The 14,210-nt window shown below is 33.2% G+C and carries 16 protein-coding genes; all 16 read right to left on the reverse strand.

The genetic code is table 11. The annotated features are described in order from the left end of the window. Window positions 1-185: 185 nt before the first annotated feature. Entirely contained in the window at window positions 186-800 is a 615-nt protein-coding gene (locus Z054_RS0105610; RefSeq protein ID WP_024769101.1) for a hypothetical protein, read from the reverse strand. Between the two features lie 178 nt (window positions 801-978). Next, a complete protein-coding gene (locus Z054_RS0105615; protein WP_024769102.1) occupies window positions 979-1,428 on the reverse strand; it encodes a hypothetical protein in 450 nt (149 codons plus the stop codon). Between the two features lie 35 nt (window positions 1,429-1,463). Continuing rightward, the gene (locus tag Z054_RS0105620; RefSeq protein ID WP_024769103.1) at window positions 1,464-1,901 is read right to left on the reverse strand and encodes a hypothetical protein; all 438 of its coding nucleotides are present in this window, start codon (window positions 1,899-1,901) and stop codon (window positions 1,464-1,466) included. A 176-nt stretch (window positions 1,902-2,077) separates the two neighbouring features. Further along, window positions 2,078-2,317, reverse strand: a complete 240-nt coding sequence (locus Z054_RS0105625; protein WP_024769104.1) for a hypothetical protein — start codon at window positions 2,315-2,317, stop codon at window positions 2,078-2,080. 314 nt (window positions 2,318-2,631) lie between these two features. Then, window positions 2,632-2,826 (reverse strand): hypothetical protein, encoded by a 195-nt coding sequence (locus Z054_RS31285; protein WP_024769105.1) that lies wholly within the window; start codon window positions 2,824-2,826, stop codon window positions 2,632-2,634. 22 nt (window positions 2,827-2,848) lie between these two features. Beyond that, entirely contained in the window at window positions 2,849-3,724 is an 876-nt protein-coding gene (locus Z054_RS0105635) for an isocitrate lyase/PEP mutase family protein (RefSeq protein WP_024769106.1), read from the reverse strand. A 155-nt stretch (window positions 3,725-3,879) separates the two neighbouring features. Next, complete coding sequence (locus tag Z054_RS0105640) at window positions 3,880-4,275, reverse strand: VOC family protein (protein WP_024769107.1); 396 nt, start codon at window positions 4,273-4,275, stop codon at window positions 3,880-3,882. An 11-nt stretch (window positions 4,276-4,286) separates the two neighbouring features. Further along, on the reverse strand, window positions 4,287-4,709 hold the full coding sequence (locus tag Z054_RS0105645) for a helix-turn-helix domain-containing protein (RefSeq protein WP_024769108.1): 423 nt from the start codon (window positions 4,707-4,709) through the stop codon (window positions 4,287-4,289). Window positions 4,710-4,851: 142 nt separating this feature from the next. Next, window positions 4,852-5,400, reverse strand: coding sequence for a hypothetical protein (locus Z054_RS0105650; RefSeq protein WP_024769109.1), 549 nt, complete (start codon window positions 5,398-5,400; stop codon window positions 4,852-4,854). Between the two features lie 12 nt (window positions 5,401-5,412). Further along, window positions 5,413-6,294 (reverse strand): RDD family protein, encoded by an 882-nt coding sequence (locus tag Z054_RS0105655; protein WP_024769110.1) that lies wholly within the window; start codon window positions 6,292-6,294, stop codon window positions 5,413-5,415. 74 nt (window positions 6,295-6,368) lie between these two features. Beyond that, a complete protein-coding gene (locus Z054_RS0105660) occupies window positions 6,369-7,610 on the reverse strand; it encodes a serine hydrolase domain-containing protein (RefSeq protein ID WP_024769111.1) in 1,242 nt (413 codons plus the stop codon). 411 nt (window positions 7,611-8,021) lie between these two features. Then, window positions 8,022-9,404, reverse strand: a complete 1,383-nt coding sequence (gene hutF / locus Z054_RS0105665; protein WP_024769112.1) for a formimidoylglutamate deiminase — start codon at window positions 9,402-9,404, stop codon at window positions 8,022-8,024. A gap of 16 nt (window positions 9,405-9,420) precedes the next feature. Beyond that, a complete protein-coding gene (locus Z054_RS0105670) occupies window positions 9,421-10,224 on the reverse strand; it encodes an N-formylglutamate amidohydrolase (protein ID WP_024769113.1) in 804 nt (267 codons plus the stop codon). Between the two features lie 14 nt (window positions 10,225-10,238). Continuing rightward, entirely contained in the window at window positions 10,239-10,823 is a 585-nt protein-coding gene (locus Z054_RS0105675) for a HutD/Ves family protein (protein ID WP_024769114.1), read from the reverse strand. 12 nt (window positions 10,824-10,835) lie between these two features. Further along, window positions 10,836-12,836, reverse strand: a complete 2,001-nt coding sequence (locus tag Z054_RS0105680; protein WP_024769115.1) for a urocanate hydratase — start codon at window positions 12,834-12,836, stop codon at window positions 10,836-10,838. 112 nt (window positions 12,837-12,948) lie between these two features. Then, window positions 12,949-14,190, reverse strand: a complete 1,242-nt coding sequence (gene hutI / locus Z054_RS0105685; protein ID WP_024769116.1) for an imidazolonepropionase — start codon at window positions 14,188-14,190, stop codon at window positions 12,949-12,951. Between the last annotated feature and the right edge of the window lie 20 nt (window positions 14,191-14,210).

Below are 14,210 nucleotides of genomic sequence, written 5' to 3' on the forward strand. Positions count from 1 at the left end.
TTTGTGTGGTATATACCGTGTAATATGTGTGCCGTAGCAGTGCAAAGTGTTACCTAGTTATTGATAAATCTGCTTTGATTTTGTAACTTCCTCACCGTGAGATCTTTATATCGTAACAAATATACAAGAACCTTTGATTAATCACTTAACCGCTATGACATCATACTTGGTGTTGGCATTCGTTTTTATCTATGTAGAATTTGTCTTTCAGTTCTAGATTTTAATTTCCGAAACAGGGATAAAAGAGTGATTCCTATAAATAAAGAATACCCAAGAATTAATTTTGTTTTTCCTAGACTGGCTAAGATAAAAACTAGTCCGCCTAATCCTAGACGACCTCCTCCACGTAATTCGAAAATAGTTCCATTAGCGATTTCAATTGCATAATACATACTCCATAGAAATACTCCAGTTAAAATTAGTAGGGCAAAGATTTGAGCTTTACAGTAATTTAAAAAAGTAGGCAATTCAGACTTGTATTTTAACCCTTTGATATCATCTTTTAAAAAATGAAAAATGAAATTTTTGATTTTTTCATCCTCCACATTAAGCTCTTCCTCAGAATCCTTTCCAAAGAATATTTTTATGTGTTTAATCCCTTTTTGATTAATTATTTTTTTTATGTATTTATATGGTATACTAAACAATTCCTTTTCAATTTCAATATTAGAAGAAGTCTCTACATTAAGATTGAATTTGTTTATTTTTTCCGGATCAAGATTCCCTTTGTAAATAGTTTGATTTTTAATAAAAATTAACTTGTCGTATTTTGATTCAGAAAGCTTCCAGAGTTTATTCATACGTATTTTGTTTTACATGATATGCTACAACTTTAAATATATGTCATAACTGTGCGAAAAGTTACCAGACCATCGACAAATCGGCACAGATTTTATACCTTTTTCTATCTAAATCACTGGTGCCACCATAAAAATATAAAAACCTATCGATTAACTAATTATGATCACATATGTAGTGTTATCCAGCGTTTTTTATCCCACTCTTTATCTTTTCAACCCAATTTTTGTCAGTAGGTTCAACAATAATTGCATTGAAATTAAATCTCTCACTTTCAATTCCGACACCTTTTAAATCATCAATGTGCAAATCAAAATCAAATGCTGGCGGAAATTTAGAAGAGTTGATATTCCGAGACTTTAAAACTCGTTGATTTTCTGTTTGGTTTACAATTCGATTGACTTTTATTCCATAATATCTTAAAGTCAGTCTTATTTTTCCTTTAGATCTAAATGATGTTGTATAAATATGGATTTTGTGTCCTTGATTCTGCAAGTCCGAAACCAATCCATGAGTTCCTTTTCGCACTTCCTCAATTCCGAACAGTTTAGCAATTCGGTTTCTCTTTTCTGTTTCAAATTCCTTTCCGTTCGGAATTAATGTACTGTCAAGGTCAAAACTTATGTCCATTTATTCAATAGTTCTTGTCATTACAATTGTCATCATTATTCCAACGTCATTTGTAATACTAATTTCATTGGTTTATTCTTTCCATCACTATCTCTTTCCCAATAATAAAAATCGTAACGTTTACTCTTATTTTTTCGCCCGGATTCGGTCAAGTCATAAAGTCCGAAAGATAATTTACTCCAAAACTTGTTAGATTCCGTTATTCTTAATTTTCTCTTTTTTTCATCACGAACAAATAAAATGTACTTACAATTCGAACATCGAGTATCTTTTCCATATCTAATTGAAATTGTATCAGATTTTTTGATTTTAGATTTGTCAATTTTAATATTCAAATCTTTAGAAACAGAATTGAATTTTGCGATTACTTTGTCGTTATGATAAACGTGCCAGTAGTCCAAAGTATCCAATTTCGTACTGAATCCTTTAAAGGATATAGTCAGAAGTAATATGATAATTATTTTTCTCTGCATTGTTTTTTCGATATGACACACAACAAAAGAATATATGTGCCAATACACATATATCCTTTTTATATTCTTTATGTTTATTTAACAATCCAAATTACTAAGTTTATCCTTATATTCATTGAAGAAAACCACATATTTTAGCCTAAGGTTTTGGAAAGTGCCTTACATAGAATATATCGTTACCTGCTTTTATTTTTCCTTTTCCTTTTCACTATTTTCATACAACTATATTCACAAACTCCATTTTCTAAATATTCAATTTTATGTTCAGATAGAAGTAGAACAATTATTTCTCTGGTTTCCTTTTCATCAAGCCCGAGTTTTTCTCCAAGATCAATTTCATTCAACTTACCATTATCTGCAATTAATGCTTTATAATATTGTTCTTTATTTCTGCTTATTAACTGTTTACTATTCATTTTTAATCACTGTATTATCATCACATTTCGAAATGCAAAATGCATTACAAAGTGATAAAGCAATTGATTTCTAATCGATTACTATTGTTAAGATTTGATAAAATAATTGGATATGATTACCTGTACATTGTAAAATCCGAAGAATTTTATGTATTAATTTCTCGTTTTATAGAGAATGTCTTTTTAGTAAGACTCAGGTAATATGTTGAATTAGTATAACAGGCTATAAAGATATTAATTCTGAATTAATTTTTTGTAGTAGTTGGTTTTAATTACTGCTAACGTTTAATATTTGTGTCGCAGCTGGGTTACTGTTACCTTGCTTTTTGATTTTTCTTTCCTTTTTTAATAAATAAAACACCAATCACAATTATTACAGTACTGATTATAATATTCTCCCAAGATTTATCAATATAACGACCCCAACCATAAAAACCATCATTTTTATATAAAAGAACTAAAACTCCCATTAAAATCATTAGAACTCCTATTACTTTATTTCGCCTCATTACATTTTTACTACATTGTTTGTTAGTGACTTTTATTTTTTTCGGTTGCCATTTTATATGCCAATAATGTTTCAGAGATTGGTTCGAGATGCTCAGATAATCTTTTATATGTTCCCTCTTCAATTACTTCTTGTCCAATTTTCCTTATTGAAGCCAAGGTTGATTTCATTAGGGAAGAACCTAAGCTTACTCTGGCAACACCAATTTCTTCTAATTCTTTTATTGAAGGAGGAAACCCTGTTCCGTTTGTGGGATTTGAAAGAATATTAATTGGTGCATCAATTTCTTGTACTAAAGTTCTTATTTTTTCCTTTTGCCAAACATCTGGAATAAATATACAATCTGCTCCCGCTTCTTGATATTTATTACCTCGATCAATAGATTCTTTCAACCTGTCATTTTCTGAACCAGAAGACGTAATGAAAACATCCGTTCTTGCATTGATGACTAGATGTATTCCAAGAGATTTTGCCATTTCTCGAATAGCAGATATTCGCTCACAAAATTCAATTGAATCAACCAATTTGGGATTCAAGTCATAACTATCTTCAATATTAATCCCTACTATTCCTGTTAAAAGAATTTGCCTACTACTATTCACAATTTCATTTATATTTTTACCATATCCACCTTCAATATCCGCTGTAACAGGTAAGGTTACTTTTTCTACTATTCTTTTAACGGCATCTACCATTTCCTGGAACGGAATTGCTTGACAATCTGGATACCCTAATGAAGCAGAAATGCCCATACTTGTTGTTCCAATTGCTTCAAAACCACTTGCTTCTATTAGTTTAGAACTTCCTGGATCCCAAGAATTTAATAGAGTAAGTATCTTTTCTTCTTTGTGAAGTTTCAAAAAGTTTGAAGCCTTGTCTATTTGATTTTGTGAAATCATTTTTAACATTGGTTTTAATTGCTACTAACTCATAGTATATGTGTCGTAGTATTGCAAAATGTTACGACATTTTGGCGATCTTTATAAATAGTCACAAACCTTTCGGTTTCGCAATTACTAGCAATGAATTATATACGTTGTTGACAGTAGTGTTTTTATAATTCCTCCACTAGTTGAATATTATTTCCACAGGTATCGTTAAAAACTGCAACTTTTACAGTTCCCATTTTGGTTGGTTTCATACTGAATTCTACATCAAATTTCGTTAATCGTTCATATTCTGAATCAACATTTTGAACATCAAATTGGGTGTATGGAATTCCTGCTTCCATCAATGCATCTTGATAGACTTTAGACGGTTCAAAATGATTAGGGGCTGGTTCTAATAATAATTCTGGTCCATCCTGTGCTTCTTTTGAAACTAAGGTCAGCCATCTATTTCCACCTTCTAATGGTAGATCCTTCTTTTTTATGAAGCCCAGTTTTTCTGTGTAAAATTTTAAAGCTTTTTCTTGGTCTCGTACTGGAATGCTAATTAGTGTTACTTTCATCTTTAATTTATTTATTCATGCTCCAAAGTTCCGAACTTCAAATCTATTTTACTTCTTGAAAGTTGCTCTTTTTGAAATTCTGAAGGCGATTTTCCTGTTTTTGTTTTAAATAAAGTACTGAACGAACCTAAGCTTTCAAAACCAACAGCAAAACAGGTTTCAGTTACCGACATTCCATTTATCAGATGCTCTTTAGATTTCTCAATTCGTTTGTCAATTAAGTATTGTCTTGGAGTTAAGCCATAATATTTTTTGAACAAGCGTAACAAGTGATACTTGGAAACAAACTGAATATGAGATAATAATTCTAAATTTAAATTGGCATCATAATTATTTTCGATATAGTTTCGAATTCCAATTACGGTGTTAATTTGTCCTTCATTTGAATAAACAATGCTACGAATTCTATAAAGCTCTTTTTCGTAAAATGTCATTATTTCGTTTTCTTACATTACTATCAAAATACACATCGAGTTATCGTTACTAATATCTTTGCTAAATATATTTTTTAAGATATTTTATTTTCTTCAATAGATAGATATGGCTTCCTGTACAGTTTTTAAAAAAGATAAAACTCTAACCATTTATGTAGCTAATGATCCCATATATTGAAGCAAAAAACACGATAGCAATAATTATAAGAACAGCCATCCCACTTTTATACTCTTCTTCAACTTCATGTTCTTGCTTCTTTTTCCATTTTCTGGCTACCTGTTTATTTTGTGATTCATATCTTGTTTTAAGGCCTGTTTCAAAACTAGAAACATACTCATTAAACTTCTTGTACCCTTCATAAATCTGGTATTTATCGGTGTGATCAGAAACGAACTCAATTCGTAAGAAGCTATCCAATACCGCATAGCCACTTTTTCCCCGAAGTTCGGTAAACGTGTTTTTACGAGTATTTTCGTGTATCAAAACGGTTTCAAATATGTTTTCTAGTTTTAAGAAACTTAGAATTAGCTGCACCTTTTCTAGATAACTACTATTAGTATTAATAGTGGTGTCATAATTATAAGATAAGATATCTAAAACTGCGTTATCCACAACTGTTATGGTTTCATACGGTTGTTGAAAGGTATATTTATCAAGTTTGTATTCGTGTTTTTTTTGAACAGTTTCCATTTAATAAGTTTTTTATTCCTTTTTTCTCCAATCTAGTGTCAATGTACGCGTTCTTATACTACGTGGTTGTTGATAGATATATTGAATCTGACCCACAAAAGTTCCTTCTGGAAACTGTGCCAAAATTAGGGGCACAGTGACAGATTTGATTTTTTCGTAATTGTTGTCATTCTCTAAGTAGTTTTCGTTAAGTCTGAGTATAACAGAAACATATTTTAAGTCTTTGTTTTGCTCAAGTTGATCATAAACACGTACATCAGAAGTCAAGTGTGTTCCCAGGCTATCTGCAAAAAGTTGTTCGGTTTCACTTGCGGCTTGTTCATTCAACGAACTGGTTACATACGTTACCTGATTACTTTTTATTCTTGATTTCCAGGCTTCAAATGGTAGCATTATAAGCATCATAACCCCATAAGCAAGAATTATTGAAAGTACTATTTGTCCAACGTTAATTTTTGATTGTTTAAGCTCAGGATTAAATGGAACTACTTTTGTTCCTGCCACCATATCACCGATTCTCCTATTAGGATTTACCAGGGTAACAATTACTTCTATAAACCAAAAGATACAAAATATATTTCTAATAAAACACCTAATTGGCGAAGCCACTTTACCGCTTGAGTTTTCTACGACTTGAAGTTTTAGAACTCTTTTTGCAATGCTTTGTCCATTTATACAGTCTTTACAGAAATAAAGCGCAAAGCCAATAAGTGTAATGTAATTTAAACCAAAAATATCGAAGGTAGTTGGTTCATGACTTATTTCAAAAGCTGTCAAAAACCCCGAAATCATCCCCGGAATAAAAAAGAACATCTCAATAAATGTCATTACAATGTGGTCAAAGAGCATTGAAGCAATTCTTAGGCCAGTACTTATTTTCTGTTCTTTTGCCATTTGTTTTTACCTCTTTTTTATGTGTATGCAATGGTTCAGTATATGAAAAGTAATGGGTTTTGCGACACTGACTTTTATTCTAATTTATGACCAAACTCTCCTAGTTTATTAAAAATTCCATAATATGCGTTAACACCTTCCTGGTTTTCAATATTTGTATTTACTAATAAAATTCTGCCTATTTTATCTTTTGCGTTGAAAAACATTAAAGCTGAAGTTCCCGGATCTCCTCCCGTATGCCCAATATTATTCATAGCAGAAGTACCCATAAATATTCCAGTATTGTATTCGTCGCTATACGGATGATTTGGGTCTCTTTCTGTGAAGTTTTCTTCTTTTAATTGTATTTTAAAAAGCTCGTTGTAGCTTTTATTTGAGAGTAATGTGCCGCTTCCAGAATATCCTTTTATTAATTCATTTAGGTAAATACTTAGATCATTAATAGTTGTTAAAAAACCTCCATCAGGATACGTGATTAATGAATAATATGGCACTGTTGTTTTAGGATTGGAATAAAGAGTTGAAACATTACTCATATTAAAATCACTATAATTCCAACCTGAGTTATTCATTTTTAAAGGTTTCAGAATGTTTTCGGTAGTATACTCTGAATACGATTGATTTGAAACAAGCTCAATGATATATGCAGCTAATGAAGCTCCTACATTTGTGTATTCAAATAATTGTCCTGGTTTATTTTTAGTGAAAGCATCCTTTTTGTACCATTTTCCTGTTTCAGATAAATAATTTTCTAAAAATTGGGATAATGGAATTTTAGTGTTATTTGGATTGAAACTTTGAGGGATGTTTTCAATTTTGAATGATGTACTGTCTATTTCATCTTTTAATACATAAGCTCTACCCATATAGTTCTCGGTATCAACAATTGTTGAAGTATGAGTTGCTAACTGTCTTATAGTAATTGGTTGGTTTGTGAAGTTAGGATTTTGAACTTTAAATGGAAGATGCTTATTTATTGGGTCGTCTAAATTTAAAAGTCCTTTTTCTTGTGCTTTCATCAAAGCGATACCGATGAATGTCTTTGAGACAGAAGCAATTGGTTGAATAGTATTTGATGTATAAGGTTTTTTTGATTTTATGTCAGCGAAGCCAATTCCTGTTTTGTATATGGTTCCTGTAGAATCAACTATCGCAACTGCCAACCCATTGAAATAGTTTTTGTTTAACTTTTCAATTTCTAATGTCAAACTATCTTTGATTGGTAGATTGTTTACAATTTCTTTAGTAGAATTTGGTTTTTGTTTACAGGAGGTAATTACAGAAATTACCAAAAGAGTTACTAGTATCTTATTCATTAAGTTTTATATTAAAGATATATAATTTTATAATACTACAGTTTTTATCAACTTGCAGACAATAATAATGTAATAGCAATTACTATTATATTCTTAGCCTAAGATCAGGATAATTACAATACGCTATTTTTTCCTTTCTAATACCTAAAAAAATAAGTCGTTCGATGAGTTATAATAGCCTATTTTGTCAAAATATGCTAATGTAATAAACATACTATCAATAAGCGCTAAAACTATATTTATAAGAATTAATCATACCTATTGCGGAAACCCGTAATAATCGTATTATATAGTACATTATCTTTATACTAAGTTGAGTTTATATGATTGTAATTTAAGTGGTTAAATGTGTAAAACCCTCTAGTGAAAACGCTAGAGGGTTTTGTATATGAAGTATATAAGTTATAATTATCACCTGTTTTTTAATGCATCGATGGTTTTTGCAAACTTTTCTTTTATCTCCTGATACTTTGTATGATTTTGGTTATTAACAATCATTTCTCCGTTAGCAATAGTTCCTAGCTGCATGTTTGAATCTGTTGCATATACAATAGTCGAAGTAAGATTTTTTGTAGAAGCGGTAGTTAATAATGGCGATGAAGCATCAATAATACAGGCATTTAGTGATTCTCCAACCTTAAAGAAATCCTTGTTAAAATTATTCATCGCTTTTCTTCCCGTTTCTGTAGCCATTTCTAATGCATACATTCCAGAATCTCCTTGTTGATTAGAGGAGTAGGTGTTTCTTTTATGAGAAATTAAGCGTTGTCCATAATCCAAAATACGTAGTTCTTCTAACGGATTAAGACCTATGTGACTATCGGTGCCAATACTCCATTTTCCACCATTTTCCTGGTATTTTCTTAACGGAAATAATCCATCACCCAAGTTACCTTCAGTACTTGGGCAGAGCACTACATTAGCTTTGCTTTTTGCAATTCCCTCGATTTCATCATCTGTTAGGTGTGTTGCGTGTACCAAATGAAATCTATCATTCATATCTACATGATCTAATAACCATTCTACAGGACGTTTCCCTAGATATTTGACAGAATCTTCTATCTCTTTTAGTTGTTCTGAGACATGAATGTGAAATGGAATATCCTGAGGTCCGGATTTTGCAATCTCGGCAATATCAGACGGTTCAACTCCTCTCATAGAGTGTATACCAATAGCAATATTGGCATGCTGGTAGTGCTTACAAGCTTCTTTGCTTGATTCTAATAATTTTAAATATTCATCAATAGTAGGAGAGATAAACCTTCGCTGTCTGTCATTTGGTTCTTGTCCAAAACCTCCTTTTTGATAAAAAATAGGAACTAGCGTAATTCCAATACCTACATTTTTTGCTGCGGAAATAAGACTATTTCCCATTTCGGAAAGATTAGAGTAGGGGACTCCATTTTTATCGTGATGTACATAATGAAATTCGGCTACATTGGTATATCCATGACGAGCCATTTCTGCATAGAGCATCGTTGCTATGGCTTCCATTTGCTCTGGATTCATCGTTAATGCCAATTGGTACATAGCTTCTCGCCATCCCCAAAAGTCATCCGGGGTAGAAGTAGTGTTTTCATGCCTTTCTGCCAAACCAGCCATAGCATATTGAAACGCATGAGAGTGTGCATTCTGAAACCCGGGAATAGCAAAACCATCAATAATTTTATTGGATGTATTTTGCGGGTCAAAAGAAGAGATATCTGTAATGATACCTTCATTATTTACAGTAAACCCGGTATTTTCTTTCCAGCCGGTATTTTGTAGTATTCCCTTAAAACAATAGGTTTTCATAGTGTGTTTCAGAATTTTATTTTTGTAGAGTTTCAACTAAACGTTTCATGGTATGTTGTAATACGTCCTGCACTTTTTTTGCTCTTTCCTCATTATAAGTAACTTCATTGTCATCCATATATAAAATTTTATTCATTTCCAGCTGAAGCGTATGAATGTTATTCTCTGGATTTCCGAAGTAACGGGTAATATGTCCTCCTTTAAAAGGGGAGTTATGATTAATTTCAAATGCTCCTGATTTTAACCCATGTAAAGCCGATGTAATGAGTTCTGGAGATGCCGTTTTCTCATCGTTATTTCCTAAAATCATATCTGGAAAAGGATCTTTTTGAATCGTACTTACTTTATGGCGGATAGAATGCGCATCCCAAAGTAAAACTTTACCAAACTGCTTTTTTCTATCTTCTATCAGAGTTTTAAGTTGCTCGTAATAGGGCCAGTAATAGGTATCTAATCTTCTCTTAATTTCGTTTTGATCAGGTTCGAATTCTTGAGACTTATAAATTTTATTTCCGTAAAAATCTGTTATTGGTGTATTGCTTGTAATAAGTCTGTCATCAGTATACAAGGGTACACTTTTAGGATCTCTATTAAGATCGATTACCCATCGACTTAGATTTGCCTTAACTACAGTTATCCCCAGAGACGGCGCAAATTCATACAGTCGATGTACAAACCAATCAGTATCATCAAGATGGGTACGCATTCTTTTTTTATACTGCTTTTTTATCGCTGAAGGAAATTTTGTTCCCGAATGAGGTACACTTATAATTATAGGAACTATAGGTGCTTTGGCTTCTGTAATCTTAAATAGATTCACACGTTTAGATTTTATTAATTAGTTACTATTTCAGAGAAAACTAAGGTACTATCTTTAATTGCATTAATACGCATAGTAGTTGCAATTGGTTGTTGTATAACCAATACATCAGATTGGTGTATCGTATACTCTTGATTATTGATGTCAATAGTAACTTCTCCAGAATAGTTATATATAAACACCCAATCCCATTTGTTTTTAATAGGGTATTGGATGTTTTCGTTTTTTTTAGGGGTAAATACACCTAGTGTACCAACCGTATTACCCGTTGTCATTAGGTTAAAATCTGTACACATTCCTATAGAGGATGTTTTCCAACCTCCTTCAAATCCATCACTATCAAATTTAGAAAGTTGTTTTGTGTATCTGTTTTCGTGTTGCAATGTTATTTCTCCATCTAAAACCAGTAGTGTTCTTGATACACCAGGAAGTGAAGTAAAAACAGACTCCTCTATTGAAACCGTGGCCATGCTTAGCCTGAAATCAAAATTTAATTCCGGATAATTTGCAGTTTTGGGATACATAAAAAACTGAGTAGTTGTTCCCCCAGACCAGGTATTGGTTTTAAATGTATCTGATGTAATGATGGTAACCTCCATAATACGGTGAGCTTAAATAAAACCTTCTAAGAATTCTTCATCTACCAGATTTGGCAATGTTACTTTAAGTTGCGGAGTTCTCTCCATTTCTCTTTTTATAGCAAATAATGCTTCTTCATTACGAGCCCAACTTCTTCTTGAGATTCCATTATTTACATCATAAAATAACATACGTTCTAGTTTTTCTGAAGCTTCTGTAGTGCCATCGAGTAGCATCCCAAATCCACCGTTGATTACTTCTCCCCAGCCAACACCACCACCATTGTGGATAGACACCCAGGTAGCTCCTCTAAAACTATCTCCGATTACATTATGGATAGCCATATCTGCAGTAAATTTACTGCCATCATAAATGTTACTGGTTTCCCGATAAGGAGAATCGGTACCGCTCACATCATGATGATCTCTCCCCAGAACAACCGGAGCCGAAATTTTTCCACTTTCAATTGCTTTGTTAAACGCTTCAGCGATTTTGATCCTACCTTCGGCATCTGCATATAAAATACGAGCTTGAGAACCAACAACAAGTTTGTTTTGTTTGGCTTCTCTGATCCAGGTAATATTATCCTGCATCTGCTGTTGAATTTCTTTTGGAGAAACTTTCTTAATAGATTCCATTACTTCTAAGGCAATCTGATCTGTTGTGTCCAGATCTTCTGGTTTCCCAGAGGTACATACCCATCTAAAAGGCCCAAATCCATAATCAAAACACATAGGGCCCAAAATATCCTGTACATAGGACGGATACTTAAAATCAATACCATTTTCTGCCATGATATCTGCTCCTGCACGAGAAGCTTCTAGTAAGAACGCGTTTCCATAATCAAAGAAATAAGTACCTCTTGCAGTATGTTTATTAATTGCATTGGCATGTCTGCGAAGGGATTCCTGAACTTTGTTTTTAAACGCTTCTGGATCATTACTGATCAGGGTATTGGCTTCTTCATAACTTAGCCCTGCAGGGTAATATCCTCCAGACCACGGGTTGTGCAATGATGTTTGATCAGATCCTAATTGAATATAGATGTTTTCTTCATAGAATCGTTCCCAGATATCGACAACATTACCTTGATATGCAATAGAAACGATTTCTTTTTGATCCATAGCTTTTTGAACCCTGGTTACCAAATCATTTAAATCATCAAGAATTTCATCTACCCAACCTTGCTCATGACGTTTTTGGGCTGCTTTTGAATTTACTTCGGCACAAATAGTAATACATCCTGCAATGTTTCCGGCTTTAGGTTGAGCACCACTCATTCCTCCTAATCCAGAAGTTAAAAAGATTTTACCAGCAGGAGTTTCTCCAGATTTCAATGTTTTTCTAAAAGCATTCATTACAGTAATGGTCGTACCATGCACAATACCTTGAGGACCAATATACATATAACTTCCTGCGGTCATTTGCCCATATTGCGTTACACCCAGAGCATTGTGTTTTTCCCAATCATCAGGTTTTGAATAGTTAGGAATCATCATTCCGTTGGTTACAACAACTCTTGGAGCATCTTTTGAAGAAGGGAATAATCCCATGGGATGCCCTGAGTACATATGTAAAGTTTGTGCTTCGGTCATCGTAGCCAAATATTGCATCGTTAATACATATTGTGCCCAATTTTGAAATACAGCTCCGTTGCCTCCATAAGTTATTAATTCGTATGGATGCTGTGCGACTGCATGATCCAGGTTATTCTGAATCATGAGCATGATTCCTGCTGCTTGTTTTGTTTCTGCAGGATATTCATCAATAGGACGAGCATACATCACATATTCTGGCATAAAGCGATACATATAAATACGTCCGAATGTATTTAATTCATCTAAAAACTCACTGGCGAGTTCTTTATGCCAGTCTTTTGGGAAATATCGTAATGCATTTTTAAGTGCTAATTTTTTTTCTTCGTTAGAAAGGATTTGTTTTCGTTTGGGAGCACGACTAATTTTAGAATCCAAAGATTTCTTTGGAGGCATTGTTTTAGGAATTCCTTGAAGTATTTGTTCTTTGAAGTTCATTATATATTGAATTGTAATTACTGTCACATTGAGCGGAGTCGAAATGTGATTAAATACGATGCTTGACTATCTCTCTACTCCGCGCGAGATGACAGAAAAGGAAACAGTTTGATTAGGATACTAACTTTCCTTTTTTCCATACCTTAGAAGGAACTAGTTTTCCCTGGTGGTAAAAGATCTCATTGATATGTTCTGTTGGAAACAGGTTAAAATCTGCTATCATCCCAGGAACTAATCTTCCTCTGTCGTCTAGATTAAGTGCGGCAGCTGCTCTACAGGTAATTCCTGCAAGAATTTCGGCATTACTTAATTTTTGAAATGTACCCAAAATACAAGCTTGTGTTAGCAAATCACCCATAGGAGCCGAACCAGGATTCCAATCACTGGCGATAGCTAATGCTCCTCCTGCGTCTAAAATTTTTCTAGCTGGTGTAAAATCACATCCTAATCCAATGGAAGCACCGGGTAAAGCAACCGAAATCACATTACTTTGGGCTAACATTTGTATTTCATTCTCGGTACTGGCTTCTAAATGATCTGCGCTAATTGCTCCTACTTTTACAGCTACTTCGCTACCTCCTGTATTAAACTGATCTGCATGAACGGTAATATCAAATCCCATTTGTTTTGCTTTTTCAAAATAGGGATAGATATCAGAAGGAAGAAATGCTCCTTGCTCAACAAAAGCATCTATTCGATTTGTAAGTTGCTCTTCTTTTAATAAAGGAAATAGAGTAGTGCTAATTTCTTCGAGGTATGCTTTATGATCTCCATCAAAATCTTTAGGCAATATATGCCCGGCAAGACAGGTTGAAACTAAATCTGCTGTTGTACTACTATTTGCAGTTTTTATAGCACGTAACATTTTAAGTTCTTCTGTAACCGAAAGACCATATCCGCTTTTTACTTCGATTGTGGTAATTCCTCTTTTTAGTAATGTATTTGCTCTTTCTATAACACCAGAAACAAGTACCTGCTGTTCTGCTTTTCTGGTTTGGGTAACTGTATCCCAGATACCACCACCAGCTTCAGCAATTTCTAAATAGGACCTTCCTGCATTTCGCATGGCATAATCATTAGCTCTGGATCCAGAAAAACAGATATGTGTATGGGCATCTATAAATCCGGGAGTACATACATAATCGGTATCTAATTCTATGATTTCTGCATGTAGAGCATTGGCTTTTTCTTTTAAATCTGAAAAAGTACCAATGGTGTGGATTTTTTCACCTTCAATAAGAATACCTACATCTTCTATGATGTCGAGGTTATGATCCTTTATAGCACCTTTAATACCAGATTTTTGCATAGGTATGAGTTGCGTGATCGGACCTATTAATTTATATGTTGTCATATTATATTTTTTTCCTTTGA

Source organism: Aquimarina macrocephali JAMB N27, from assembly GCF_000520995.1.
GTDB lineage: Bacteria > Bacteroidota > Bacteroidia > Flavobacteriales > Flavobacteriaceae > Aquimarina > Aquimarina macrocephali.